This window comes from Dinoroseobacter sp. S375 (assembly GCF_049800775.1).
GTDB lineage: Bacteria > Pseudomonadota > Alphaproteobacteria > Rhodobacterales > Rhodobacteraceae > Dinoroseobacter.
In genome coordinates this window covers 1-25,245 of record NZ_JBNAFR010000008.1, presented here as the reverse complement: position 1 = coordinate 25,245, position 25,245 = coordinate 1, and the positions used below count along the sequence as shown (strand labels likewise).

Below are 25,245 nucleotides of genomic sequence, written 5' to 3'. Positions count from 1 at the left end.
GGGCCTAGGGCCCAAAGCGCCGCGCACCCAGTGTCGCCAGCGCCCCGTCACGCGCCGGATCCGTCAGCCAGGCTGCCAGCCCCTGTGCCGCCTCTGACGCCTCGTGGCTGAGGCAGAGGGACAGGTCCACATGAACCTCCAGCGCTTCGGGACAGATCGCAACCGCATGGACACCCGGCACCGGGGCGATATTGGTCAGGGGCAGCACCGCGAGGTCAACCTCCCCCGCCTTGAGGGCGCGCATGGGCCCGCCCCCTTCGAGCCCGCAGAGCCGGTCGGCCACCTGCTCTGCCACCCCGAGGACCCGGGCCAGGGCGCGAAACTGCGCGCCGCTCGTGCCCTGATCGGTCAGCCCGATGCGCCTGGCCCCGAGGATCACCGCCGCGATCCGGGCCGGGTCGGTCACCGCCGGTGCGCTGGCCGGTCCCCGCGCGGCGAAGCTCAGCGGGGCGCGGCCCAACGGGCGATGGCTGCCTGCGGGGCTGTGCCCCGCCGCGATGATCTGCGCCACATAGACCGGGTTTGTGATCGCGATATCCCAGGCCGCGCCCGTCGCCACGTGCCCCGGCACCTCGGGGTTGAGCATATGGGTGATCCGCAGGCGGTGACCGGTCTCGGCTTCGAAGGCTGGACCGAGCACATCCATGACCTCGCGCAGGGCCACGGGTAGGATGAATTCAATCTCCGGCTGGGGCATTCCGCTGTCCTTTTGCGTTGCGCGCAGCCTACAGGCTGCGCGCCCGGGCCGCGATTTGAAATCGCGGCCCCCTCACCCCAACCGGCGGCGCAGGAGCCAGATGAAGAAGCTGCCCCCGATCAGGCCGGTGACCACCCCGATGGGCATCTCGTCCGGGGCCATGACCAGCCGCGCACAGATATCCGCCCAGAGCAGGAACACCGCCCCCAGAAGCGCCGAAATCGGCAGGACCCGCGCGTAATCGCCCCCCACCACCAGCCGCACGATATGGGGCACCATCAGCCCGACAAAGCCGATGATCCCGGAAAACGCCACCATCGCCCCGGTGACCAGCGCGCCCATCACGAAAACCGACAGCCGAAACCGCGCCACCGGGATCCCGAGGGTCGAGGCCGTCTCATCGCCGATGGTCATCGCGTTGAGATTGCGCGCGTTCAGCCACAGATAGGCCCCCCCGACCAGCAGGATCGCGAAGGGAAAGATCAGCTGATCCCATTGCGCCAGCCCAAGCCCGCCCAGCATCCAGAAGACCACCGTGTGGCTCGCCCGGGGATCTCCGAGGAAAATCAGCATATTGGCCAGGGACATCACGATGAAGGACACCGCAACCCCGGCCAGGATCAGCCGGTCCGCACTGGTGGCGGAGGCGAATTGTGACACCGCCAGCACCAGCAGCGTCGCCCCCAGCGCGCCCAGAAAGGCCAGCAGCGGCACGGTCAGCAGCCCGAGAAACAGCCCCGTATGCAACAGCGCGAGGATCGCCCCAAAGGCCGCCCCCGCCGAAATGCCCAGCAGATGCGGATCGGCGAGCGGGTTGCGGGTGACCGCCTGCAGGCTCGCGCCCACCATGGCCAGACCCGCACCCACGCAGCAGGCCAGCAATGCCCGGGGAAAGCGGATGTCCCAGACGATCGCCTCGCGCCCCGCCGACCAGTCCACCGGCACCGCGCCCGGCACGATCTGGTTGGCCAGAACGCCCCAGACCACCGGCGCCGAGATCGAGATCGCCCCGAGGCTCACGGCAGCATAGACCGACAGGATCAGCGCCACGCCCCCGGCCACCATGGCCAGCGGGAACAGCGCCGCCCGCGCGCGCCGGACCGGGGCGGATCGCGCCATGTCGCTCACTCGGCGCGGAAGGCGGCGGCGAGGGTCTTGACCGCCGCGATATTGCGCGGCCCCGGCGTGGCCTCGACATATTCGAGCGTCACAAAGCGGTCGTTCTTCACTGCGTCGATCTCGGCGAAGGCCGGATTGGATCGCAGGAAGGCGCGCTTCTCCTCGGCGGTGACCGAGCCGTAATTGACGATCACGATGACCTCCGGGTTGCGCTCTACCACGGCCTCCCAACCGACGGTGGCCCAGCTTTTCTCGAAATCATTCATGATGTTGGTGCCACCTGCCGCCTCGATCAGAGCGTTGGGCATGGCATAGCGCCCGGCGGTAAAGGGCACATCCTCGCCGCTGTCATAGACAAAGACCCGGGGGGCTTCGGCCAACGCTGGCAGATCGGCGGTGAAGGCTGCGAGATCCGCCTCATAGCCCGCGATCAGCACCTCGGCCCGCTCCGGCACCCCGAAAATGGCGCCCAGATTGCGCAGGTCAGCATACATGTCCTCCATGCTGGCCGGACCTTTTTCAGAGATATGGATGCAGCTCTCGGTCAGCTCATAGACCGGGATGCCGAAGGGCGCGAGGGTCTCGGGCGTGACATCGCCGCCAACCCGCATACCGTAATTCCACCCGGCAAAGAAGAAATCCGCATCGGCCCCGATCAGCACCTCCTTGGTCGGGTATTTCTCGGCCAGCTCGGGCAAGGCCTCGACGCCCGAGCGCATGGTCTCATCCAGGGTTTTCCAGCCCGAGATGCCCGTATAGCCGACCATCCGTTCCGCCAGCCCGAGGACCAGCATCATCTCGGTCAGGTTCACATCATGGGAAACGGCCGCCTTGGGCGGGGCGTCAAAGGTGACCTCGCGGTCGCAGCTTTGCACGGTGGTCTCGGCCAGCGCGGCAGGGGTCAGCAGGGTCGTGGCGAGGAGCGTCAATGTCAGTTTCATGGGGTCTTCAGTCAGGAAGGAAGGTGAAAGGAAAGATGTTGGCTGTTGCTCGGGTCGAGCCGTTCGCGCCGGGCCTCGACCCGGAACGCGTGGGACACGGCCGTCTCGGTCAGCACTTGATCGGGGGTGCCGAAACCGCGGGTCCAGCCCGCCTCCAGCAGCAGGATCTGGTCGCAGATCTCGGCGGCCATGTTCAGATCATGCAGCGAGACGATGATCGTCAGGTCGAGATTGCGGATCAGGGCCAGCACCTCGAGCTGGTGACGGATGTCGAGATGGTTGGTCGGCTCGTCGAGGACCAGCACCTGCGGCTCCTGCGCGAGGGCGCGCGCCACCATCACGCGCTGCCGCTCGCCGCCTGAGAGCGTGGCGAGATCGCGCTCGGCCAGCCCGGTCAGGTGCAGCTGCGCCAGCGCCGCCTCGACCTTTTCCGCATCCCGCGCCCCGGTTCTGGCCAGCCCCGATCGAAAGGGCGTGCGGCCCAGCGCCACCACTTCGCGCACGGTCAGCCCGAAGGACGACGCATGCTCCTGCAGGACCGCCGCGACCTTGCGCGCGGCCTCGCGTGGCGAGATCTCCCAGAGATCCGCGCCCCCCACCCGGATCCGTCCGGTGGCGGGTCGCTGGAAGCGGTAGATCATTCGCAACAGCGTCGACTTGCCCGCCCCGTTCGGCCCGACCACGCCCAGCACATCGCCCGCAGGCACGTGAAAGCTTGTAGGATGCACCAACAGCGGGTCCGCCCGGCGCGGGGCCCAGCTGATCCCGTCGGCGCTCAGATCTGCGGCGCTCATGATGCGCGCTGCCCGGGGGCCGCCTCTTCCAGCGCGATGATCGCCGCCGGCACCCGTGCCAGCGTGGTGCGCCGCAGCTTGCCCGGCCGATCCACCGAGGAACACCAGCCATCGCCGAGCACCGCGTATTGCCGGGCAAAAGCCACCAGATCGTCGATATCCACGTCCGGTTCGATGTCGCCAAACAGATAGGTCGCCTTGCGCGTGCCGTGATAGGCCACGGTGCAGGGCCGCTCGCAGCCCGCCATGCAGGCCACGCCGGAAATCTCGAAACTCTCGGGCACGCTGTCGCCCGCCGCCGCGATGGCCGCGCGCAGCCGGGCGATCAGTTCATAGCCCGGGCGGCAGTCACTGCCCTTGTGTCGGCACGACGTGCAGACCGTGATTCTATGGGTTGGGGTTGCCATATCGCCCTCCGCGATCGCCCAGGGGCGTGCGTCGGACCGGGATATCGAAACGGAGCGACCCGTCTCACCATCATAGCCTCCTGTCCGGACACCCCGCCCGGGTTGAAGTTACGTCAGCGATGGCAGGTCTCCTGACTCGCGGGTCCGGGCTCGCCCGATCCTTCCCGAGCGCGGTCGCTCAGTGGTGATCATCGGGGTCGCTCGCCGCTCACAGTTGCGGGGGCAGTTACGGATTTGGCGCCGCTTGGCTCCTCCTCACCGTATTCCCTTTTCATCCCGGCCTGGCCTTTGGCCTCCGGGAACCATCGGGGGCGACTGTCGGGAAGTTTGCCCAGCCCGTCAAGCCATCCTGACAGATCGGGTAAAACCGCCGCAGGGCCAGGGCCGGCTCAGCGGTGGGAGATCCGCTCCGGCGCGGGACGGGCGGCGCGCCCGCGCGGCAGGATGGCGGCAAGGCTCTGGCCCGCCGCCGTGGCCAGCGCGCCCAGGGGCGGGATCCGGCGGCGACGCGGCACGCTCTCATGCAGGCTCTCGGAGCGGTCCACCCCCACCCGGCGCGCCCGGCGCCGCACGAACAGCTTTCCCCAGCTGCGCCAGGAGCCCATGGAGGGCGCATTGGCATCGCGCGGGAAGCGGTCCTGCCAGCCATCGGGCAGGCGCAGCCCGCAGGCCTCGGCCTGCTCCAGCATCCAGACGAAGGGAATATTGGCGAGGGGCCGCGCGGCAGAGAACCCGGCCAGCTGCCCGCCGATATCCCCATGGGTGCCACGGAACCAGACCTGCTCCACATGGCCGTTCCAGCCCGGCGGGCAATGCCACAGGACCGGGGCAAAGGCCCGGCGCCGCTCGTTCAGGGCCAGCGCGTGGAAGCCGTGCTTGACCGCGCCGCTGAGCTGATCCGAGTGAAACGCGCTGGCCATGGGCGCGAGCCGCCGCAGCACCGGCATCTGGATGCCCAGCGCCTTGACCGTGTCCCAGACCCCGACCATCTCGATCTCCACCTTCCGGTGGCAATAGCGGTCGGCAAACCGCTCGGCAAAGCGGCTGTCCCGGCGTTCCTGGTAATAGGCATAGAGCTGGCGCACCCGCTGCGCGGTCGCGGCCTCGGGCCGGATCAGGCCAAAGCGGTCGATCAGCCCCGCCAGCGAGCGCACCGCATAGGCGCCGCGCGAATAGCCCATGAGAAAGATCCGGTCCCCCGGGCGATAGCGATGGGCAAGAAACCGATAAGCGCGGCGGATCTGCCGGTTGATGCCGATCCCGGCGATCACCTCGATGGACCGGCGCCAGCCCTGCCACTGGATCCCCGGCTCGTAGAACAGGGTGACATGGGGGTCGCGGCGGTCACGGATCAGCTTGTAGGCCAGCCCGGCATTGGTCTCGCGTCCGGGCATGAACGAGGACATCGTCCCGTCGAGAATGACGATATGGTCCGTGGGGACATGGGCGGGGCGCGCCGCCGGGTTCGGGGCAGGTGTCCTCATACCTCCAAGATTGTAGTCCCGAAAGGTTAAGTAAAGAACAGACCGAGCACAGGGCCGTGTGCGGCCCGTGAGCACACGGATTTGCGAACAATCGGCGCGCGCAGGAAAGACTTATGTGTGAACGACTTGCGCATTAATCTTAATGCAAAACCTGCGGAGCCCGCGCGGGTCGGCCCCGCCAACGGCGGGGCCACCGATCCACCTATTCGGCGGCGTGGGGGGGTTGGGCCAGCATCTCCCACATGCGCGCGGGGGTGAAGGGCATGTCCACCTTGCGCAGGCCCAGATCCCAGACCGCGTCCTGCACCGCATTGGCCACGGCAGCGAGCGCGCCGACGGTTCCGGCCTCGCCACAGCCTTTCATGCCCAGCACGTTGTTCTTGGACGGCACCGGCTCGGTATAGAAGGCAATCATCGGCACGTCATCGGCGCGCGGCATGCCGTAATCCATGAAGCTCGCCGTCAGAAGCTGCCCCTCCGGGTCATAGACCACATGCTCGGTGATCGCCTGCCCGATGCCCTGGGCCACGCCGCCATGGACCTGCCCCTCCGCCAGAAGCGGATTGATCAGCACGCCGAAATCATCGACCACCGTATAGCGGTCCACGGCCACCACGCCGGTCTCGGGATCGATCTCGACCTCGCAGACATGGGCCCCGTTGGGAAAGGATCGCCCCGGCAGGGTGGTCTCGGCCTCATGGGTCAGCAGCGCGGTCTCCCCAGCGGCGCGGGCCGCCTCGGCGGCCTCGATCATGGTCATCACCACGTTGGAGCCCTCGGCCCGGAAGCTGCCCTCGTCAAAGGTGATCTCCGCCGCCTCCACGCCCATGCGATCCGCGAGGAAAGGGGCAAAGGCCGCGATGGCCACATCGACCATGGCCCGGGTCGCCTGGCTCTGGACCGTGACCGAGCGCGAACCGCCCGTGCCTCCGCCCTTGGCGATCAGGTCGCTGTCGCCTTGGACGATACGGATCCGGTCGGCGGGGATGCCGGTCATCTCGTGCAGGACCTGCACGAAGACCGTCTCATGGCCCTGCCCGTTCGATTGCGTGCCCACATAGAGCGTGACGCTGCCATCCTCCTCGAAGACCATCTTGGCCCCTTCGCTCGGATCGCCGAGGATCGCCTCGATATAGTAGCACAGGCCCTGCCCGCGCAGCTTGCCCGCCGCCTCACTCGCGGCCTTGCGCGCCGCAAAGCCAGCGCGATCCGCCTCTTCGCCCGCACGGTCGAGCACCCGGGCGAAAGCGCCCACGTCATAGGTCTCCCCCGAGGGGGCGGCATAGGGCATCTGCTCGGGCGTGATGAACGAGCGCTTGCGCAGCTCCCACGGATCCACGCCCAGGCTGCGCGCCGCGTGATCCATGGCCCGCTCCAGCGTGTAGATCGCCTCGGGCCGTCCGGCCCCGCGATAGGCATCCACCTGGGTGGTGTTGGTATAAATCCCGCGCACCCGCATATAGGCGGCCTGCACGTCATAGACGCCGGTCATCACCTTCATGGCGAGGCTGGTCTGAATGGCCTGCGCGAATTGCGAGTTATAGGCCCCGAGATTGCTGAGCACGTCCGCCTTGAACCCGATCAGCTTGAGATCCGCGTCAAAGGCCAGCTCCACATCCGAGACCAGATCCCGGCCCGCATTGTCGCTCAGCATCGCCTCGGTGCGCTCGGACATCCAGCGGCAGGGTCGGCCCAGCACCCGCGCCGCATGGGCGACCACGAAGTATTCGGGATAGGCCATGCCTTTCATTCCGAAACCGCCGCCCACATCCGGGTTGGTGACCCGCACCTCCTCGGCGCTCAGGCCCAGATTGCGGCAGAGCTGCGCCTTCATGGTCCAGACCCCCTGCCCGTTATGGGACAGATGCAGGCGCCCCTCCTCGAGCGCGGCAAAACAGCCCCGCGGCTCCATGGAGTTCACGATGATCCGGTTGTCCTCAACCACCAGCCCGACCCGATGCGCCGCGCGGGCAAAGGCCGCCTCGGTCGCCGCCTCTTCGCCGCAGGCCCAGTCGAAAGCCACATTATCCCCGGCCTCCGCATGGAGCGCGGCACCCCCCGGTGCCGTGTCCAGCTTGGCGGGCTTCTCGTCGATCTCCAGCGCGATCGCCTCCACCGCGTCCCGCGCCTGATCCAGCGTCTCGGCAAAGACCATGGCGATGGGCTCGCCCACGAACCGCACCGTCCCCTGCGCCAGCAGCGGCCGTACCGGCCCTGCCCCGCGCGTCCCGTCCCGGTTCGGCATCACCGTCGCCTGCATGTCCATGCGCAGCCCGGCCGCGGCCAGATCATCCCCCGTCAGCACCAGCGCAACCCCCGGCATCGCCGCCGCCTCGGCCACATCCAACGCCGTGATCGCCCCATGGGCCACCATCGAGCGCAGCACCACCCCATGCAGCGCCCCCTCGGGCGCGATGTCATCCACATAGCGCCCCGCGCCGGTCAGAAACCGGACATCCTCCACCCGCGCCGCAGGCTGGCTGATCCCGAATGTGTCGCGCTGTTTGGTCATGAGAATTCCTTCGCTCGTCCGGCCTGAACCTTAGCCCCATCCCGTCCACTGTCCAGACCGCCCCTTTCCCTTCCCACGGGGTTTCGTTATCTCCACGCCCAAGTGCAAAGGATGACCGCCATGCCCATGGAAAAGACCTTCAACGCCGCCGAGGCCGAACCCCGTCTCTATGCCCGCTGGGAAGCCGAGGGCTGCTTTGCCGCCGGCGCGAATGCCAGCCGGGACGAGACCTATTGCATCATGATCCCGCCGCCCAACGTGACGGGCTCGCTCCATATGGGCCACGCGTTCAACAACACCTTGCAGGACATCCTGATCCGCTGGAAACGGATGCAGGGCTACGACACGCTCTGGCAGCCGGGCACGGACCATGCGGGCATCGCGACCCAGATGGTGACCGAGCGCGAGATGGCCGCCAATGGCGAGCCGACCCGCGCCGAGATGGGCCGCGCCAAGTTCCTCGCCCGCGTCTGGGAGCAAAAGGTCAAATCCCGCGGCACCATCATCGGACAGCTCAAGCGTCTGGGCGCGTCCTGCGACTGGTCGCGTGAAGCCTTCACCATGGGCGGGGCCGAGGGCGACCCAGACAAGGGCAAGGGCCCGAACTTCCACGACGCGGTCATCAAGGTCTTCGTCGACATGTACGACAAGGGCCTGATCTATCGCGGCAAGCGCCTCGTGAACTGGGACCCGCATTTCGAGACGGCGATCTCCGATCTGGAGGTCGAGAATATCGAGGTCGCGGGCCATATGTGGCACTTCAAGTACCCGCTCGCGGGCGGCCAGACCTATGAATACGTGGAAAAGGACGCGGACGGGAACGTCACCCTCCGCGAGACCCGCGACTATATCTCGATCGCGACCACGCGCCCCGAGACCATGCTCGGCGACGGTGCGGTCGCAGTGCATCCGGGCGACACGCGCTATGCGCCCATCGTCGGCAAGCTCTGTGAGATCCCTGTGGGCCCGAAGGAGCACCGCCGCCTGATCCCGATCATCACCGATGAATATCCGGATCCCGAGTTCGGCTCGGGGGCCGTGAAGATCACCGGCGCCCATGACTTCAACGACTATCAAGTCGCCAAGCGCGGCGGCATCCCCATGTACCGGCTGATGGATACCAAGGCGCAGATGCGCGCTGACGGTGTGCCCTATGCCGAGGCCGCGGCCATCGCCATGGAGGTGGCCGAGGGCAAGCGAGAGCTCTCCGAGGCCGAATGCGACGCGATCAACCTCGTCCCGGACGAGCTGCGCGGCATGGACCGGTTCGAGGCGCGCAAGGCCGTGGTCGCCCAGATCACCGATGAGGGTCTGGCGGTCATGATCCCCAACCCCAAGGCCGAGGAGGACGGCGCCCCCGAAGATACACCGGCCGAGCTCCCGCTGGTGGAAAACAAACCGATCATGCAGCCCTTCGGGGATCGCTCCAAAGTGGTCATCGAGCCGATGCTGACCGACCAGTGGTTCGTGGATGCCGAGAAAATCGTCGGCCCCGCGCTCGACAAGGTGCGCGACGGCACGGTCAAGATCATGCCCGAGAGCGGCGAGAAGACCTATTACCACTGGCTCGACAATATCGAGCCCTGGTGCATCTCCCGCCAACTCTGGTGGGGCCACCAGATCCCGGTGTGGTATGGGCCAAGTGCTCGGACAACCGATGGAAAAGCCAACGACGAACTCGCGTTTTTCTGCGCGGGTTCAGAAGACGACCTTATGGACAAGCTCGCCGCCTACTATGGCGAGGTGAGCATTGCGTTCGTAGACGATCGCGCAGCGGCTGACGGCTTTATCAACAACTATCGAATGGCAGTGAACAGCGGCATCGCAGAGACTCTCGGCGAGGCCCTGATCGTTCCAATCTGGCGCGACCCCGACGTGCTCGACACGTGGTTCTCCTCCGGCCTCTGGCCCATCGGAACGCTGGGCTGGCCCGAGGATAGTGACGCGCTGAAGAAATACTTCCCGACCTCCACCCTTGTGACGGGCCAAGACATCCTCTTCTTCTGGGTCGCCCGGATGATGATGATGCAGCTGGCCGTCACCGGCGAGGTGCCCTTTGACGAGGTCTACCTCCACGGCCTCGTGCGCGATGCCAAGGGCAAGAAGATGTCCAAATCCGTGGGCAACGTCATCGACCCGCTCGACATCATCGACGAATACGGCGCGGACGCCCTGCGGTTTTCCTCCGCCGCCATGGCCTCGCTTGGCGGGGTGCTCAAGCTCGACATGCAGCGCGTGCAGGGCTACCGCAATTTCACCACCAAGCTCTGGAACGCCACGCGCTTTGCAGAGATGAACGAAGTCTTTGCTCACCGCGCGGACGTGCCCGACACTTGCCCGACAGGTGTCCGACAGAAGTCCGACGCCACGCAGACCGTGAATCGATGGATTATCGGCGAGACCGCGAAGGTCCGCGAAGAGGTCGATGCAGCACTGGCCGAGTACAAGTTCAACGACGCCGCAAACGCGCTTTATGTATTTGTCTGGGGCAAGGTTTGCGACTGGTATGTGGAGTTCGCCAAGCCGCTTCTGCTGGACGGGGATGACGCCATGAAGGCCGAAACCCGGGACACCATGGCCTGGGTTCTCGACCAGTGTTTTATCCTGCTGCACCCGATCATGCCCTTCATCACCGAAGAGCTTTGGGACACCACCGGCACCCGCGCCAAGATGCTGGTTCATGCGGATTGGCCAACCTACACGGCTGCCGATCTGGTGGATCCGGAGGCGGATCGCGAGATGAACTGGACCATTTCGCTCATCGAAAACGTCCGGTCCGTGCGCGCACAAATGCGTGTCCCTGCAGGGCTTTACGTGCCGGTGGTACAGGTCGCGCTCGATGAGGCCGGGCGCAAGGCCTATGCCAATAACGAGACGCTGATCAAACGTCTCGCGCGGATTGGCGAGGTGACCGAAGCCGACGAGGCCCCCAAGGGCGCGCTGACCATCGCGGTCGATGGCGGGACCTTCGCCCTGCCGCTCGCGGACATCATCGATGTGGGCGCCGAGAAAGAGCGTCTGGGCAAGACCCTCGCCAAGCTGCAGAAAGAGCTGGGCGGTCTCAAGGGTCGGCTGAAAAACGCAAAATTCGTGGCCTCCGCCCCGCCCGAAGTGGTCGAGGAAAGCCGCGAACGCCTGGCCACCGGCGAGGCCGAACTCGCCACGCTGAGCGCGGCCCTGGACCGCCTCGCAGAAGCCAGCTGACCCAAAACCGCAGCGCCCCGCCCCACCCGAGGCGCTGCTCATCCCTCAGGAGCCTCCGGCGGGGATATTTGGAGACTTAAGGTTTTGACGCGCGCTCAGGGGCCAGCCGCGCGCCGGTGGATCCGTCGGGCATACTCCTTGCCTTTCATTGTTCCACCAATACTCAATCCCCCCTCACCTTCTGCGCAACGTTGCAGCGCGGCTCTGGCCGCGCTAGGCCATGGGGATGACAGACAGACCCGTCCCCCGTTACACATCCCTCGTCGACAGCCTGCCCGCGACCGTGCCCTTTGTCGGTCCGGAAACCCAGGAGCGCGCTCGCGGGCGGCCTTTCGCGGCACGGCTTGGGGCGAATGAGAGTGTTTTCGGCCCCTCCCCCAGGGCGCTCGAGGCGATGGCCGCCGCCGCCCATGGCGCGTGGATGTATGGCGATCCGGAGAGCCACGACCTGCGTGCCGCACTTGCGGCCCATCACGGGATCGCGCCGGGCAATATCGTGGTCGGCGAAGGGATCGACGGCCTGCTCGGGTATCTCGTGCGACTGATGGTCGGGCCGGGCGATGCGGTGGTCACATCCGCCGGGGCCTATCCGACCTTCAACTACCATGTGGCGGGGTTTGGCGGCGCGCTCCACACGGTGCCTTACCGTGACGACCATGAGGATCCCGAGGCCCTGCTGGAGGTGGCGCGGCGCGTGGACGCCAAGCTGGTCTATCTCGCCAATCCGGACAACCCCATGGGCACCTGGCACACGGCCACGGTGATCGAGGCCATGGTGGCCGCCATGCCGTCGGGATGCGTTCTGGTGCTGGACGAGGCCTATGTCGAGTTCGCGCCCGATGGCACCGCCCCAAATATCGCGATCGAGGACCCGCGGGTCATCCGGATGCGCACCTTCTCCAAGGCCCATGGGATGGCCGGGGCGCGGGTGGGCTATGCGCTCGGGGCCGAGGACCTGATCACCGCCTTCAACAAGGTGCGCAACCATTTCGGGATGAGCCGGATTGGTCAGGCCGGGGCGCTCGCTGCCCTGAACGACCCCAGCCATCTGGCCCATGTGGTCCGCGCGACCGCCTCCGCCCGGGCGCGCATTGCCGAGATCGGCGCGGAAAGCGGGCTGCGGGCCCTGCCCTCGGCCACGAACTTCGTCACGCTGGATTGCGGCGCTGACGGGGCGCGGGCCAAGGCGATCCTGCAAGGCCTCATCGCGCGGGATCTGTTCGTGCGCATGCCTTTTGTCAGCCCCCAGGACCGCTGCATCCGGATCTCTGCGGGCACGCCGGAAATGCTCGATTTGCTGGCAGAGCGCTTGCCGGATGCCGTCGCCGAGGTCAATCACCGCTGAGCAACGCCCCGCGCGCGGCCCCACGAAATCGCGACTTTGCCAATGGCGCGTTTGCGCTAATATTCTGGGCAAGACGCGAATGGAGGCCCCATGCACGGACAGACCCAGGAAAAGCGCCCGCCCGGACGGGTCGAGGATTTCACCCTCCCCTTTCTCGTGGCCTTCGGGGTCGTGCTGTTCTGTGTGCTGGGATTTGTCTGGGCGCTTTACGGGTTTCTGCCCGCCATGGCCGCGGCCTATCTGCTGGATCAGTGGATCAAGCTGAAGCCGCTCCACCGCAACGGGATCAAGCCGCGCGACGAGGCCTGAGCCCCGCCCCAGATCCAAGCCCCGCAGACGGCCAATGCCAGATCAGGCGCAGGCGGCCACAGCCGTTGCAGCTTCGAGCGCGCCGTCCCCATGGGGGATCTGCAGGGCCTTGAGCCCGGCATCGATCGTTCCGAGCACGCCCAGCACCATATGGGCATTCACATGGCCCATATGGCCGATCCGGAAGAACCCGTGCCATGCGGGATCCCCGGGCGCGGCCATGCCCAGCCCAATGCCCAGTGTCACGCCCGCCTTGTCCGTCACCCAGTCGCGCAGGGCGGTCGCATTGGGCGCCTGCATCCGCACGCTGGTCACGGCATGGCTGCGTAGCGCGGGATCCGTCACGTTGAGCGCGATGTGACCGCGCCCCTTGCCCTTGCCCCAGGCCTCCATCGCGGCCCAGATGGTCTGGGCCAGCTTCTCGTGGCGCGCGAGGACCGCCTCCAGCCCCTCCTCATGGAGGATCATGGTCAGCGCCTCGCGCAGCCCATAGAGGTGATGGGTCGGTGCCGTGCCAAAGAAGAACTGGTAGAACATCTCGGGGTTGGAGCGCACGGCCCAGTCCCAATAGGGGCTGACAATGTCGAGCCGGTCATGGGCCTCGTTCGCCTTCTCGTTGAAGAAGACAAAGCCGAGGCCCGGCGGGGTCATCAGACCCTTCTGGCAGCCGGTGACCATGACATCGACGCCCCAGGCATCCATATGGAAATCGTCACAGGCCAGACAGGCGATGCAATCCACCATCAAAAGCGCGGGATGCCCCGATGCGTCCATCACCTCGCGCAGGGCCGGGATGTCGCTGCGCACGGAGGTTGCGGTATCGACCTGCACCGCAAGGACCGCGCGGATCGCACCGGTCGTGTCGGCCCGCAGCGCCTCTTCGATCACGGCCGGGTCAAAGGTGGACCGATCCCCGAAATCGAGCACTTCGGCGTCGATCCCGAGCCCGCGGGCCATCTCGGCCCAGCCCTTGGCGAACATCCCCGTGGCGATCACGAGCACCTTCTGGCCCGGGGCCACGGTGTTGGCGAGTGCGGCTTCCCAGACCCCGTGGCCATTGGCGATATACATGGCCACCCGGGCCTCGGTCCGGGCCACGGCCAGCAGGTCGGGCACCATGCCCTCGACCATCTCGACCAGCGCACCGGTATAGATATTCGGCGCCGCGCGATGCATCGCCTGCAGCACCCGGTCGGGCATGACGGACGGGCCGGGAATGGCGAGGTAAGTGCGGCCGTTGGCGAGGGTCATGGGAGCTCCTGAACTCAAACGCCTCAAGTCCTAGGACGCGCGCCGGGCAGGGTCAATCCTGTCCCTGGGGCGCGCGATAGGCATCGGCCAGACGGGCCGGATCCGCGCCACCGAGATAGCGCAGCAGAAGCGCCAGATTGCGCGCCCCGCGCCGCAGCCAGCCCTCGCGCTCATAGCGCGCGGCACTGGTGCGGGCGACGGCGCCGAGGGGACGCAACCGCCCGCGCAGGGCGCGGGCCAGAGCCACGTCCTCCATCAGGGGGAGGTCGGGAATACCGCCCACCTCCTCCAGCAGGGACTGGTGGATCAGAAGGCCCTGATCACCATAGGGCAGCCCCAGCCAACGCGCGCGCCAATTGGCCCAGCCCGCCACGAACCCGGCTGCCGGCCCCAGCGCGTCGAATTGCAGGCGGCCATAATGGGCAACCTCGCGATCCTGCAGCGCCGCGCCCACTGCCTCGGCCCAGCCGGGCTGCAACGCGGTATCCGCATGAAGGATCAGGATCCAGGGCGCGCGCGCCTTGGCCACGCCGCGGGCGATCTGTGCCCCGCGCCCGGGCGCGCCGGTCACCCAGACCGCACCCGCCGCATCCGCCACCGCCTCGGTATAGTCGGTCGAGCCCCCGTCGGTCATGATCAGCTCGGCGATCAGCCCCGTCTCGAGCCCTTCCGACAGGGCCGGGATCGAGTGGCGCAACGCCTCCTGTGCATTCAGAACCGGCATGACAATGGAGATCGGTGCGCGCATGTACCCTCAAAAACAACCGTGGTCCGTCCGCCGTCCCTTGTGGCTCGGCGGCAAACCTATATGTGAGAAATCACAAAGATGGGAGAGCGAAATGCCCCAAGACAGCACAGCCGTGATCGAAGCCATCCCCGCCCGCCGGGTGATCCGCGTCTCGGGATCCGATGCGCGCAGCTTCCTGCAGGGGATGGTGACCAATGATCTGGCACGGCTCGCTGAGGGCGCGGTCTACACCGCCTTTCTGAGCCCGCAGGGCAAGTTTCTCGCCGATTTCTTCGTGATCCCGGAGGGCGACGCGCTTTTGCTTGATGTGGCCGAGGGGATTGCCCCGGGCCTTTTGAAGCGGCTGACCATGTTCAAGCTGCGGGCGGATGTGGCCCTCGAGATGACCGAGATGCCCGTGGCGCGCGGATTGGGCACGCCGCCCGAAGGGGCCTTGGCGGACCCGCGCCACCCGGATCTGGGCTGGCGGCTCTATGGCACCGAGGGCGGGCCGGAGGTCACGGATTGGGACGCCCTGCGCGTGGCACTGATGATCCCCGAGACCGGGCCCGAGCTGCAGCCTGATGACAGCTACATCCTCGAAATGGGGTTCGAGCGTCTCAACGGCGTCGATTTCAAGAAAGGCTGCTATGTGGGCCAGGAGGTCACGGCCCGGATGAAGCACAAGACCGAGCTGCGCAAGGGGCTGGCCCGGGTGCAGATCGAGGGCGAAGCCGCCCCCGGCACCGAGATCACCGCCAATGGCAAGCCTGCCGGGGTGCTGGGCACCCAGAGCGGGGATCAGGCCCTCGCCTATCTGCGCTTTGACCGCGCAAAGGGCGAGATGACGGCGGGCTCTGCACGGGTCACCTGGACCCCCTAGGCACCGCCGTCCGTATCGCGGTCAGGCTTACTCGACCGTGACGCTGATCACCTCGGTCATGATCGGGGGATCATGGGGCACGTGGTTCAGATCACCCAGCACCAGCTGCATCGTGTGGGTGCCCGCGGGCAGATCGATCGTCACCTGGGTCTGACCACCGCCGAAATGGATATGGTTGTCATCCGCCGGGATGCCATAGAGCAGCTCATCCGCGCCATCGGGCCCCTCGCCCAGCTTGGCCCGGTTCAGCAGCAGGTGGTGATGCCCGGTCTTGTCCTTCTCGGTCCCTGCCGGGGCGACGCCCATGCCTTCGAGGCCGAAGACGATCGTCACCGGGCTGGACACCGTGGCCCCATCCTCGAGATTCACGAAATAGACGGCGGCACCTTCGGGCGCGGGCGTGTCCCCGGCGACAGCGGCCAGCGTCATCGCGCCTGCCATGCCGATAGCGGCCAATGTGGTTTTGAAAATCATGCGAAAGCTCCCTGTAGTCTCGGCGCGGATGTCCCGCGCTCTGGGCCTAGAATTAGGCCAAACGGCAGCGAATCCACATAAAGATTTCGGGAGGGGCGAATCTCGGGAGGGTCACCTCTAGCAGAATTCTCCGCCAGCGACTTGATCTCGATCAAAGAACAAACCTGTCGGCTCTGATCCGCCCAACACCCTCTGCCCCTCAGGGTGACGCCCGGTTTATGCCGCACGGCGGCGCCGAAAACGCAAAAGGCGCACGAAACGCGCGCCTTCTGACCAGAGTTTTCGAGGCGGCTCAGGCGCGCTCGGAGTATTCCATGGTCTCGGTATTCACGACGATCGCCTCGTCCTGACCCACGAAGGGCGGGACCATGACCTTGATGCCATTGTCGAGCACTGCCGGCTTGAAAGAGTTCGCAGCCGTCTGGCCTTTGACCACCGGCTCGGTCTCGACCACGGTGCAAGTCACCTTCTGGGGCAGCGATGCGCTCAGCGCCTCGGCCTCGTAATACTCGATCTGGATCGTCATGCCGTCCTGCAGGAACGGACGGCGGTCGCCGAGAATTTCCGCAGGCAATTCAATCTGTTCGAAGGTCTCGTTATCCATGAAGACCAGCATCCCGTCGCTCTCGTAGAGAAATTGCTGGTCCTTCTGCTCCAGCCGCACACGCTCCACCTTGTCGGCGCTGCGGAAGCGTTCGTTGAGCTTGGAGCCGTTGCGCAGGTTGCGCAGCTCGACCTGGGCAAAGGCCCCGCCCTTGCCGGGTTTCACGTGGTCGACTTTGACTGCCGCCCACAGACCGTCGTTATGTTCCAGCACGTTGCCGGGGCGGATTTCGTTTCCATTGATCTTGGGCATGAGCAGAAACCTGAAGAAAGGTTGAATGGGAAGTCGCCGATCCTATATCTGGGGACGGGCTACCTGGCAAGCCGCTGCAGGTTGCGGTTAACCACTCAAAGCTATGCATATGCCGCATATGTGGTATACCGAGATCGCAGACCAGAATCAGCACAAAACCGTCATATTCGGCGGCACGCCAAAAAGACAAGAGCAATAATCAAGGAACACTCATGGCCGACTTCGTCGATTCATCCGCATTCAATTACGAGCAGGGCCAACGCGCGCGCAAACTCTTCGCGGCCGTTGTTCTGGCTGCGCTCGATGATGCGATCGCGGATGACAAGAAATACGGGAATGGTCCAGAGCAGATCGCCCGCTGGGCGCGCTCGCGCGATGGGCGCGAAGTGCTGTCCTGTGCCGGCATTGACCCGAACGAGCGCGTGGTCTCTGGCCTGATGGAATTCGTGGGCCAGGGGGTGCGGACCTCCGTGGCTCTCTCCCGCGAGGAGAGCGAGCGTCGCAACGCCGCTCAGCAGCAGGCCGAAGCCGCCTGATCTTCCCGCAAAACGCGGACAATTTGCGCGCGCCCGACCCGGCGCGCGTTTTTTGTTGTGCGCATCCATGGCGGTCGAGGCTCAGAAAAAGACGAGCCATTGCCGGATCACCCAGAGCTCGGCGAGCAGCAGCACAGCAAAGAGCCCTCGCAGGGGCCAGCTGTCGAAGCGTCGCCAGAGCAGCACGACCAAGGCGAGACAGGCCGCCCCTTCCAGCGGCGCAACGATCCAGGCGAATTGCGCGCTGTCCCAATAGCTGATCGGGCTCTCGAAGACCCAATCAGAAAAGGGCCAGAAATGTGGGCGGCCATCGTCATGATGCAGGGGCAGATCGAGCAGCACATGCAACAGCGCCGCCCCGCCAAGCGCCGTCACCGCTGGTCGGCGCAACACCAGCCCCAGGACACAGATCGCACCCCAGAGCGGGATCGAATTGTCGATGGCAAAGATCCGTTGCCAGCCCGGCGAGAAATAGAGCTCGTTGAAGACGGTCTGGGGCGGGATCTGCTGCACATAGAGCGCCCAGCTGCCCAGTATGTAGAGCGAGAGATCGGGCAAGAGCGCGCCCAGAAGCGCCGCGGCGGTCACCCGACGTGCGCCCGGGCGGGCAAAGGCGCCAGCACCGAAGATGAGATGGGCCGGTGTGTTCATCCGGGCTTGTCCTTGGGTCGGAACGGGGGCTAGGTCTGCGATGCTAACCGGTGGAGGGCTCATGGCAAACGCGATTATGGTTCAGGGGGCTGGCTCGAATGTCGGTAAGTCCATGATCGTGGCCGGTTTGGCCCGGGCGTTTGTCCAACGCGGGCTGCGGGTGCGGCCGTTCAAGCCGCAGAACATGTCGAACAATGCCGCCGTGACGGCCGATGGCGGCGAGATCGGCCGCGCACAGGCCTTGCAGGCCCGCGCCGCTGGGGTGCCGCCCAGCACCGACATGAACCCCGTGCTGCTCAAGCCCGAGACCGATACGGGCGCGCAGGTCATCGTGCAGGGTCAGCGTTTCGCGACCCTGCGGGCGCGGGATTATGCCAAGGCCAAGCCGCAGCTGCTGGCCCCGGCGGTCCTGAGCTATCACCGCCTCGCCGCGGAAGCTGATCTGGTGCTGATCGAGGGCGCGGGCAGCCCCGCCGAGATCAACCTGCGGGCCGGAGATATCGCCAATATGGGTTTTGCCGAGGCGGTCTCGGCGCCGGTGGTGCTGGTCGGGGATATCGACCGGGGCGGGGTCATCGCGCAGCTCGTCGGCACACATGGCATCCTCCCCCCCTCGGACCGCGAACGGATCACCGGCTTTGCGGTCAACAAGTTCCGGGGCGATGTGCGGCTCTTTGATGGCGGCGTGACCGAGATCGTCGACCGCACCGGCTGGGCCCCGCTGGGCGTCATCCCTTGGTTCGTCGATGCTTGGCGGCTGCCGGCGGAGGATGTGATGGATGTCGCCTCGCGCAAGGGCGGCGCGTGCCGCATCGTGGTGCCGCGCCTGTCGCGGATCGCGAATTTCGACGATCTCGACCCGCTGGCCACCGAGCCCGGCGTGAGCGTCGAGATCATCGAGGCGGGGCGCCCCCTGCCCCTCGACGCCGATCTGGTCCTGATCCCCGGCAGCAAATCGACCATCGGCGATCTCGCCCATCTGCGCGCCCAGGGCTGGGATATCGACATCCATGCCCATGTGCGGCGCGGCGGGCATGTGATCGGGATCTGCGGTGGCTATCAGATGCTGGGTCAGAGCATCGCCGACCCGCTGGGCCTCGAAGGGGCGGCGACCACCGTGCCCGGGCTCGGCTTGCTCGACATCACGACCAGCATGCAACCGGAAAAGCGCCTCGCCCTCACCAAGGCGGAGGATATCGAGACCGGGTCCACTGTGACCGGCTACGAGATCCATCTGGGCGTGACCGAGGGGCCGGATTGCGCCCGACCTTGGCTGCGCGTCGATGGCCGGGCCGAAGGCGCGATCAGCCCCTCGGGGCGCGTCCGGGGCTGCTATCTCCATGGGCTGTTTGCCGAGGATGGGTTCCGGGCCGAGACGCTGCAGCGTCTCGGGGCTGCGATCTCGGACCGCAGCTACGAAGCGGAGGTCGAAGAGACGCTCGATGCCCTCGCCGCTCATCTGGAAACCCATATGGATCTGGACGCGCTCTTGCGGCTCGCGCAGCCGGTGCCTGCGCCCTAGTCCAGCGCGTCGGTCTGCAGGATCCGGTGGACCTCGGAACGCACGAGCTTGCGCACGCGACGGGTGATTTCATCACCCAGCGCCCCGCTCAGCTCTTCATGCAGGATCCCCGAAACCAGGCGGCGTACCGCATCCGCGGTGATGTAGCCATCTGCATCCACAACGGGCGCTTCCGGTGGTGCGGCCCTTGGTGTCAGCGGCCCTTCGGCCCGCAACGCCTCACGCACGGACTCTCGCACCGTCTCGCTCACCGCTTCGCGCAGCACGGATGTCAGATCCGGGATCATCGCGCTTTGCACCGCGCCACCCAGATGGTCAGAATCCTCGAGATAGGCTTCCGGCGCGGGGGTCTTTGGGGCCGTGCGGGGCGGCAGACCAGGCGCAGTCGCGGGCCGCACACGAAACTCCTGCGTCAGGAGCAGCGTGCAGGGACGCGGCTCTGCCACGGGGGGCGACTGCTCCGGGGCCGCCATGGGCGTCTCCACGGGCGCAGCCTCTGTGACAGGCGCGGGCTCAGACGCCTGCGTTGGCGCCAGGCGGTCCGTCAGGCTGGTCATCCGGTCGGCGAAATTGCCATTGGCAAAATCCGGGTCGGGCAAGGGCGGCGCGGATACGGGCTGTGGCGGACGCACGGCATCCGCCGCCCCGAGCCAGAGCACATCCGGGCCGATCGCTTTGGCCTCGGCCAGTTCGGCGGCCAGCGCCCGGATATCGGTTCGCCCGCGCGGCGCAGGCCCGGCAAGATCCGGCACGGCGGCAGTCGCCAGAGCCCCGTTATCGGCGCGCTCGGTCACGATCCGCCGAATGGAATTCAAGACGTCCTGCGATGCGTCGCTCGAAGACGGATTGGCCATGGCACCCTCTGCTCGTTATACCAGATAGTGTATGTAGAGCGCCCCGTTCACACAATAGAAATGTCTTACCGAAAGGTCGGAAAGAAAAAGGCGGGCCAAAACCCGCCTGATCTTCTGTGTTCTTTCAGGACTGTCGCCCGGGCCGAAACGACCCCGCGGTCAGTCGCGCACGATGCTTTGCAGCACACGGTCCAGTGCGGCGCCCCGCGTGCTGGTGGCCGGCGCGTTGGAGACCGCGTTGTAATAGACCTCCGGGTCATAGGTCGGCACCGGCAGGCCGAGATACTCGACCGTCATCAGGCCCATGGATTGCAGCAGGTCATAGACCGCCTGAACCGCAGAAATTTCGGCCGAAAGCAGAGAGGTCCGCGCATCGAGCACGTCCTGTTCCGCGTCCAGCACATCCAGCGTGGTCCGCGCGCCCAGACGGGCCTCTTCGGTCACGCCCTCAAAGGCCACCTCGGCCGCCTCGACCTGGCGCCGCGTGGCATCGATGGTCGCGCGTGTCACGAGAATATCGGCCCAGGCAATCCCGACGCTCTGGCGGATGACAAGGACGGACTGGTTCAGGCCGGCCCGCGCGTTGTCGACCGAGGCCAATGCCTGGCGAAAGGTCGCGCTGATGCTGCCGCCCTGGTAGATCGGTCCGGTCACCGTGACGCCGATCGAGGAATCGGTGCTGTCATCCAGCGTATCGCGGATGTTGCGGGTGACGCTGGCGGAGGCGCTCGCCGAGGGCAGGATCGCCCGTTCGGCCACTTCCGCCGCAATCTCGGAGGCCCGCACATTGTGCCGGGCCTGCAGGATCTCGGGATGGGTGCGCTCGGCGATCGAAACCGCCTCCTCGACGCTGCCGGGGATGGTCGGCGACGGGGGCGGCGGCGCGAGCGAATTGGGGAAACTGCCAACCACGGCGCGATAGACTTCGCGCGCCGCTGCCTGCTGCCCCAGGGCGCTGGTCAGGTTCGCATTGGCCTCGGCCAGCCGGGCCTCGGCCTGGGCCACATCGGTCCGCGTGACCTCGCCCACTTCGAACCGGTCCTGCGCGGCTCGCAGCTGTTCGCTGATGACCCGGACGTTGTTGCGGCGCAGCTCCACATTGTCATTGGCCAGCCGCACATTGAGAAACGCGCTCACCCCGTTCAGCAGCACATCCTGCTCGGTGTCGCGCAAGGCTTCCCGGGTGGCGAGCACCAGTTCCTTGTTGGCCTCGATCCGCAGGCGCGAGCGCCCGAAATCATAGAGCAGCAGCGACGCTGTCACCCCAACCGCGGCACTGTCACTTTCCGAGTTCAACGAGTCCGAATAGCCATAGCTCGCAGAGTAATCGAGGATCGGGCGCAGCCGGGACGTCGCGATCGCCACGTCTTCGTCCGCGGACCGCAAGAGCGCGCGGCTCTGCTCGATCAGTTCGCTGTTCTTATACGCATCGACCAGCGCATCGGTCAGAGACTGTGCGGACGCGCCAAGCGCCGTGGAACATGCCAGCACGGCCCCAAGCGCCATGTGTCGGATAGATCTGGTGAACACTGCCTGCACCTCTCCTGTGATCGAATCACTTTTTAGGTGACTATGCAGTCAGCAGTTTACCGTTTAAAGCACAAATGCAGTCGCGCGCTCAAACCCGTTGAGAACTGGTGCAGATGCGTTGAACTCAAACCGCCAACTCACGTCGCCATCGATCTTGTACCCCAGACGGCAGACACCAAGCCCGCCCTCCATGAACACCGCCGCGATGCGCCCGCCTTCCTTGAGCTGCGCAAGGATCGCCTCGGGCACCTCCTCGACAGCGCCCTGAAGGGTGATCACGTCATAGGGCCCGTGCTTCGGCGCGCCCTCCGCCAGCGGCGCGGTGATCAGCGCGGCATTGTCGACATTCTCGGATGACAGCAGCGCCTCGGCATCGCGCGCCAGATCGGCGTCTTCCTCGACGGCCACGACAGCCTCGGCCAGCTTCGCGATCAGCGCGGTGGAGTAGCCAAGCCCGCAGCCGATATCGAGCACCATCTCCTCGGGCTGGATATCCAGCGCATCGAGGATCTTGGCCAGCGTCCGTGGCTCGAGCATCACGCGCTCCCCGCCGAGCGGAACATTCTCGCTGACATAGGCGATCTCGCGCTTGTCGTCAGGCGTGAACACCTCGCGGCGCACGGTGAGCATCGCGTCGATGATATTGAATTTCGTGACATCAGAGGGGCGGACCTGCGTGTCCACCATCATCGTGCGTCGGGCTGCATAGTCGGTCATAGGTCGGACTTTCCAAATGCGGTTATCTGGGTGTGCCATATTGCAGGGCGCTCGGCAACGCAGCCCCCCTGCGACACGGACGCCCGCCCGCCCCGTCAAGCGCAACGCAGAGACCAAGAGATTTCCCCCCGACCCGCTTGCGCGCCAGATACGCCAATGCTAAGCCCTCGCGCACACCATAGCGCGGCGAGTTGGCGGAGTGGTGACGCAGCGGATTGCAAATCCGTGTACACCGGTTCGATTCCGGTACTCGCCTCCATTTAATTTGAATAAGTTAGCGTAAAACGCTGTAGAGCGCCTCGGCGCGTCTAAACATTTGTCTAAACATTCTGTTTTTGTTCTGTTCGCCAACCGCAGCAGAAAAACACCGGGGACTGAAATGTCCCACAGCGGTGTCCGACTGTTTGAGATCGGGTTTTCTTGGAGTGGTGGCTAGTCTCGCGATGCGATCGAAAGCGACAGGATAGCTCCGGTTAGGAGCGGCTCTGCTCCGTTCGCATCTTTTGCGCCTGCACCGCGCGCAGACGTTGACGGACTTTCTTGGTGTAGTGCTGGACAATTGCAGGGCTTTGCCCAGTAACCGCGGCGATCAGGTCATCGCCGCAGCCCGCCTCCAGAAGTTCACAGGCGGCGTTGTAGCGCCAGCTGTGAATATGGTAGTCTAAAGCCCCGATTTGCTCTCTGACCTTCCTGACAGCCGCTGAGGCACCTCTGTATGACCATCGGTTCGCGCCGCGCTCATTCGTAAGGATAAAGACCGAATGGCGACTAGCGACGTTCAGAGCAGCTTGCAGTTCGGGGAGGATCGGGACCCAGAGCTCTTTTGAGGTCTTGCTCTGACGGACGAGAACGCCACCGTCTTCAATATTGGACCAACGCATGTTCAGAACGTCACCGATCCGCTGGCCCGTGCCGACGCACAACTCCATGAGCAACCGTTGGCGGCTCTCAAGGGGACAAACAGTGCGGTAGGCGTCGAGCAGCTCGCGCGGCCACGGTTCGCGCTCTGGGCGCTTCTGTCCTTTTAACTCGGGAACGCCGCGCGCCGGGTTGGAGTCTCGCCACCCCAGATCGACACAGTGCTCCATGAGAATTCTTAGCACGCGGAGCGAGTAGTTTGCGAAGTAGGCCTTGTCGGCATTCGCATCGCGGAGCCGAATGAGCTACCCCCCGAAATTCGGACACTGACGTAAGCTACGAATTGCTGTCTGCTGATCTTCGACGAAGAGGAGATCAGAGATGTCGAAACGGAAGAACCATTCGCCTGAGTTCAAGGCCAAAGTTGCGCTTGAGGCATTGAAGGGCGAGCGGACGGTTGCTGAGTTGGCAAGCCAGTTTGGCGTTCACCCGACGATGATCCACAGCTGGAAGCGTGCGCTGCTTGAAGGCGCGTCTGGCGTGCTCGAGCGTGGTGGCCGAAAGACGCCGGAAGTGGACGAAGAACAGGTCAAGGACCTGCACGCCAAGATCGGGGAGCTGGCTGTGGCCAATGATTTTCTGTCACGAAAGCTCAAACCGTGGACCGGCAAGTGAGGCGGAAGATGGTTGAACCAGCCAATACCGATCTGTCGATTGGCAAACAGTGCAGGCTGCTGTCGATCTCGCGGTCATCATTCTACTACACGCCCAAGGGCGAGACGGCGATGAACCTGATGCTGATGCGTCAGATCGACGAGCAGTTCCTGGAAACACCGTTCTTCGGTGTCCGGCAGATGACTTGGCACCTGCGCAACGAGGGACATCTGGTCAACGAGAAGCGTATCCGCCGATTGATGCGGCTGATGGGGCTCATGCCGATCTACCAGAAGCCCAACACCAGCAAGGCGGCGAAGGGGCACAAGACGTATCCCTATCTGTTGCGCGGTTTGCGGGTGACCCGGCCCAACCAGGTCTGGGCCGCAGATATCACCTATCTGCCGATGCGGCGTGGGTTCCTGTATCTGGTGGCGGTCATGGACTGGTACACCCGCAAGGTGCTGGCCTGGCGCATATCCAACACGCTGGAAGCAGACTTCTGCGTCGAGGCGCTGAACGAGGCGATCCACCGCTTCGGCCCGCCCGAGATCATGAACACCGACCAGGGCAGCCAGTTCACGTCGTTTGCCTGGACCGACCGGCTGCGGCGATCCGGCGTGCGCATCTCGATGGATGGCAAGGGACGCTTCCTCGACAACATCTTCGTGGAACGGCTCTGGCGAAGCCTCAAATACGAATGCGTCTACCTGCACGCTTGGGAAACCGGATCAGAGGCGACGGCGGGTGTCGGAAAATGGATCGAGTTCTACAACCGCAAGCGCCCCCATTCCGCCCTTGGCGGCCAACCGCCAGCCATGGTCTATTGGCTGAGAAAAGACGAAACCCAACCCGATCAGCAGGAGCAGAGAGTAGCTTAGATCACGCCGGAAACTGTCCAAACATTGGGGAGTAGCTCA

At 65.5% G+C, this 25,245-nt stretch carries 23 protein-coding genes, 1 tRNA gene and 1 riboswitch; of the genes, 8 read left to right on the top strand and 16 right to left on the bottom strand.

The genetic code is table 11. The features are described 5' to 3' along the window. Positions 1-4 precede the first annotated feature (4 nt). The 7 genes from ACP150_RS16450 to ACP150_RS16420 form a co-directional block, all read right to left on the bottom strand. Positions 5-697, bottom strand: a complete 693-nt coding sequence (locus ACP150_RS16450) for a substrate-binding domain-containing protein (protein ID WP_424967758.1) — start codon at positions 695-697, stop codon at positions 5-7. 72 nt (positions 698-769) lie between these two features. After that, a complete protein-coding gene (locus ACP150_RS16445) occupies positions 770-1,816 on the bottom strand; it encodes a FecCD family ABC transporter permease (protein ID WP_424967757.1) in 1,047 nt (348 codons plus the stop codon). Between the two features lie 5 nt (positions 1,817-1,821). Further along, positions 1,822-2,757: an ABC transporter substrate-binding protein gene (locus tag ACP150_RS16440; protein WP_424967756.1), complete on the bottom strand. Its 936-nt coding sequence runs from the start codon at positions 2,755-2,757 to the stop codon at positions 1,822-1,824. 11 nt (positions 2,758-2,768) lie between these two features. Next, entirely contained in the window at positions 2,769-3,551 is a 783-nt protein-coding gene (locus ACP150_RS16435; protein WP_424967755.1) for an ABC transporter ATP-binding protein, read from the bottom strand. Beyond that, entirely contained in the window at positions 3,548-3,958 is a 411-nt protein-coding gene (locus ACP150_RS16430; RefSeq protein ID WP_424967754.1) for a DUF1636 family protein, read from the bottom strand. The genes ACP150_RS16435 and ACP150_RS16430 overlap by 4 nt, the downstream gene beginning before the upstream one ends. A 104-nt stretch (positions 3,959-4,062) precedes the next feature. After that, a riboswitch (cobalamin riboswitch) is annotated at positions 4,063-4,280 on the bottom strand. Between the two features lie 67 nt (positions 4,281-4,347). After that, positions 4,348-5,442: a DUF2235 domain-containing protein gene (locus tag ACP150_RS16425; protein WP_424967753.1), complete on the bottom strand. Its 1,095-nt coding sequence runs from the start codon at positions 5,440-5,442 to the stop codon at positions 4,348-4,350. Positions 5,443-5,644: 202 nt separating this feature from the next. Next, positions 5,645-7,954: a xanthine dehydrogenase family protein molybdopterin-binding subunit gene (locus ACP150_RS16420; RefSeq protein WP_424967752.1), complete on the bottom strand. Its 2,310-nt coding sequence runs from the start codon at positions 7,952-7,954 to the stop codon at positions 5,645-5,647. Positions 7,955-8,074: 120 nt separating this feature from the next. Here ACP150_RS16420 and ACP150_RS16415 point away from each other — a divergent pair, with 120 nt between their 5' ends. The 3 genes from ACP150_RS16415 (at position 8,075) to ACP150_RS16405 (ending at position 12,812) form a co-directional block, all read left to right on the top strand. Further along, on the top strand, positions 8,075-11,158 hold the full coding sequence (locus tag ACP150_RS16415) for a valine--tRNA ligase (RefSeq protein WP_424967751.1): 3,084 nt from the start codon (positions 8,075-8,077) through the stop codon (positions 11,156-11,158). A gap of 226 nt (positions 11,159-11,384) precedes the next feature. Further along, entirely contained in the window at positions 11,385-12,503 is a 1,119-nt protein-coding gene (locus ACP150_RS16410; protein WP_424967750.1) for a pyridoxal phosphate-dependent aminotransferase, read from the top strand. A gap of 90 nt (positions 12,504-12,593) precedes the next feature. Then, positions 12,594-12,812, top strand: coding sequence for a hypothetical protein (locus ACP150_RS16405; protein WP_424967749.1), 219 nt, complete (start codon positions 12,594-12,596; stop codon positions 12,810-12,812). A gap of 42 nt (positions 12,813-12,854) precedes the next feature. On the opposite strand, the gene ACP150_RS16400 is transcribed toward ACP150_RS16405, so the two are convergent. Continuing rightward, the gene (locus ACP150_RS16400) at positions 12,855-14,063 is read right to left on the bottom strand and encodes a pyridoxal-phosphate-dependent aminotransferase family protein (protein ID WP_424967748.1); all 1,209 of its coding nucleotides are present in this window, start codon (positions 14,061-14,063) and stop codon (positions 12,855-12,857) included. A 52-nt stretch (positions 14,064-14,115) separates the two neighbouring features. Then, entirely contained in the window at positions 14,116-14,811 is a 696-nt protein-coding gene (locus ACP150_RS16395) for a glycosyltransferase (protein WP_424967747.1), read from the bottom strand. 91 nt (positions 14,812-14,902) lie between these two features. Between ACP150_RS16395 and ACP150_RS16390 the strand changes: the two genes are divergently transcribed. Beyond that, the gene (locus tag ACP150_RS16390; RefSeq protein WP_424967746.1) at positions 14,903-15,673 is read left to right on the top strand and encodes a YgfZ/GcvT domain-containing protein; all 771 of its coding nucleotides are present in this window, start codon (positions 14,903-14,905) and stop codon (positions 15,671-15,673) included. Between the two features lie 27 nt (positions 15,674-15,700). On the opposite strand, the gene ACP150_RS16385 is transcribed toward ACP150_RS16390, so the two are convergent. Together ACP150_RS16385 and efp are read right to left on the bottom strand one after the other, a co-directional pair. After that, a complete protein-coding gene (locus ACP150_RS16385; protein WP_424967744.1) occupies positions 15,701-16,147 on the bottom strand; it encodes a DUF4399 domain-containing protein in 447 nt (148 codons plus the stop codon). Positions 16,148-16,439: 292 nt separating this feature from the next. Continuing rightward, positions 16,440-17,003 (bottom strand): elongation factor P, encoded by a 564-nt coding sequence (gene efp, locus ACP150_RS16380; protein WP_424967743.1) that lies wholly within the window; start codon positions 17,001-17,003, stop codon positions 16,440-16,442. A 212-nt stretch (positions 17,004-17,215) separates the two neighbouring features. On the opposite strand from efp, the gene ACP150_RS16375 reads away from it, so the two are divergent. Next, positions 17,216-17,539: a DUF6280 family protein gene (locus ACP150_RS16375; RefSeq protein WP_424967742.1), complete on the top strand. Its 324-nt coding sequence runs from the start codon at positions 17,216-17,218 to the stop codon at positions 17,537-17,539. A gap of 81 nt (positions 17,540-17,620) precedes the next feature. On the opposite strand, the gene ACP150_RS16370 is transcribed toward ACP150_RS16375, so the two are convergent. Beyond that, entirely contained in the window at positions 17,621-18,190 is a 570-nt protein-coding gene (locus tag ACP150_RS16370) for a cobalamin biosynthesis protein CobQ (RefSeq protein WP_424967741.1), read from the bottom strand. A gap of 61 nt (positions 18,191-18,251) precedes the next feature. On the opposite strand from ACP150_RS16370, the gene ACP150_RS16365 reads away from it, so the two are divergent. Continuing rightward, a complete protein-coding gene (locus ACP150_RS16365) occupies positions 18,252-19,712 on the top strand; it encodes a cobyric acid synthase (RefSeq protein ID WP_424967740.1) in 1,461 nt (486 codons plus the stop codon). Here ACP150_RS16365 and ACP150_RS16360 read toward each other — a convergent pair. The 3 genes from ACP150_RS16360 to ACP150_RS16350 all read right to left on the bottom strand — a co-directional run bounded on the left by ACP150_RS16360 (position 19,709) and on the right by ACP150_RS16350 (position 22,813). Next, on the bottom strand, positions 19,709-20,566 hold the full coding sequence (locus ACP150_RS16360; protein WP_424967739.1) for a hypothetical protein: 858 nt from the start codon (positions 20,564-20,566) through the stop codon (positions 19,709-19,711). The two genes, ACP150_RS16365 and ACP150_RS16360, sit on opposite strands and share 4 nt — an antisense overlap. 159 nt (positions 20,567-20,725) lie before the next feature. After that, a complete protein-coding gene (locus ACP150_RS16355) occupies positions 20,726-22,096 on the bottom strand; it encodes a TolC family outer membrane protein (protein ID WP_424967738.1) in 1,371 nt (456 codons plus the stop codon). 63 nt (positions 22,097-22,159) lie between these two features. Beyond that, positions 22,160-22,813 carry a protein-L-isoaspartate O-methyltransferase family protein gene (locus ACP150_RS16350; protein WP_424967737.1) on the bottom strand — a complete coding sequence of 218 codons (654 nt, stop codon included), beginning with the start codon at positions 22,811-22,813 and terminating at the stop codon, positions 22,160-22,162. Between the two features lie 185 nt (positions 22,814-22,998). Between ACP150_RS16350 and ACP150_RS16345 the strand changes: the two genes are divergently transcribed. Continuing rightward, positions 22,999-23,072: transfer RNA gene (locus tag ACP150_RS16345), tRNA-Cys, on the top strand. Positions 23,073-23,286: 214 nt separating this feature from the next. Here the strand turns inward: ACP150_RS16345 and ACP150_RS16340 are convergent. Then, entirely contained in the window at positions 23,287-23,901 is a 615-nt protein-coding gene (locus ACP150_RS16340) for a tyrosine-type recombinase/integrase (protein WP_424967736.1), read from the bottom strand. A gap of 151 nt (positions 23,902-24,052) precedes the next feature. Here ACP150_RS16340 and ACP150_RS16335 point away from each other — a divergent pair. Beyond that, positions 24,053-25,206, top strand: a protein-coding gene (locus ACP150_RS16335) for an IS3 family transposase (RefSeq protein ID WP_424964469.1) whose coding sequence is annotated in 2 segments (ribosomal slippage) — positions 24,053-24,314 and positions 24,314-25,206 — 1,155 coding nt in all. Because the reading frame shifts where the segments join, the coding sequence is not laid out codon by codon here. Positions 25,207-25,245 lie beyond the last annotated feature (39 nt).

Coding starts and splice junctions, on each gene's coding strand:
- ACP150_RS16395 (WP_424967747.1), bottom strand. CDS start 14,811: ATGCGCGCACCGATCTCCATTGTCATGCCGGTTCTGAATGCACAGGAG.
- ACP150_RS16445 (WP_424967757.1), bottom strand. CDS start 1,816: ATGGCGCGATCCGCCCCGGTCCGGCGCGCGCGGGCGGCGCTGTTCCCG.
- ACP150_RS16405 (WP_424967749.1), top strand. CDS start 12,594: ATGCACGGACAGACCCAGGAAAAGCGCCCGCCCGGACGGGTCGAGGAT.
- ACP150_RS16425 (WP_424967753.1), bottom strand. CDS start 5,442: ATGAGGACACCTGCCCCGAACCCGGCGGCGCGCCCCGCCCATGTCCCC.
- ACP150_RS16430 (WP_424967754.1), bottom strand. CDS start 3,958: ATGGCAACCCCAACCCATAGAATCACGGTCTGCACGTCGTGCCGACAC.
- ACP150_RS16340 (WP_424967736.1), bottom strand. CDS start 23,901: ATGGAGCACTGTGTCGATCTGGGGTGGCGAGACTCCAACCCGGCGCGC.
- ACP150_RS16390 (WP_424967746.1), top strand. CDS start 14,903: ATGCCCCAAGACAGCACAGCCGTGATCGAAGCCATCCCCGCCCGCCGG.
- ACP150_RS16360 (WP_424967739.1), bottom strand. CDS start 20,566: ATGGCCAATCCGTCTTCGAGCGACGCATCGCAGGACGTCTTGAATTCC.
- ACP150_RS16420 (WP_424967752.1), bottom strand. CDS start 7,954: ATGACCAAACAGCGCGACACATTCGGGATCAGCCAGCCTGCGGCGCGG.
- ACP150_RS16350 (WP_424967737.1), bottom strand. CDS start 22,813: ATGACCGACTATGCAGCCCGACGCACGATGATGGTGGACACGCAGGTC.
- ACP150_RS16415 (WP_424967751.1), top strand. CDS start 8,075: ATGCCCATGGAAAAGACCTTCAACGCCGCCGAGGCCGAACCCCGTCTC.
- ACP150_RS16375 (WP_424967742.1), top strand. CDS start 17,216: ATGGCCGACTTCGTCGATTCATCCGCATTCAATTACGAGCAGGGCCAA.
- ACP150_RS16365 (WP_424967740.1), top strand. CDS start 18,252: ATGGCAAACGCGATTATGGTTCAGGGGGCTGGCTCGAATGTCGGTAAG.
- efp (WP_424967743.1), bottom strand. CDS start 17,003: ATGCCCAAGATCAATGGAAACGAAATCCGCCCCGGCAACGTGCTGGAA.
- ACP150_RS16440 (WP_424967756.1), bottom strand. CDS start 2,757: ATGAAACTGACATTGACGCTCCTCGCCACGACCCTGCTGACCCCTGCC.
- ACP150_RS16410 (WP_424967750.1), top strand. CDS start 11,385: ATGACAGACAGACCCGTCCCCCGTTACACATCCCTCGTCGACAGCCTG.
- ACP150_RS16400 (WP_424967748.1), bottom strand. CDS start 14,063: ATGACCCTCGCCAACGGCCGCACTTACCTCGCCATTCCCGGCCCGTCC.
- ACP150_RS16385 (WP_424967744.1), bottom strand. CDS start 16,147: ATGATTTTCAAAACCACATTGGCCGCTATCGGCATGGCAGGCGCGATG.
- ACP150_RS16450 (WP_424967758.1), bottom strand. CDS start 697: ATGCCCCAGCCGGAGATTGAATTCATCCTACCCGTGGCCCTGCGCGAG.
- ACP150_RS16435 (WP_424967755.1), bottom strand. CDS start 3,551: ATGAGCGCCGCAGATCTGAGCGCCGACGGGATCAGCTGGGCCCCGCGC.
- ACP150_RS16370 (WP_424967741.1), bottom strand. CDS start 18,190: ATGAACACACCGGCCCATCTCATCTTCGGTGCTGGCGCCTTTGCCCGC.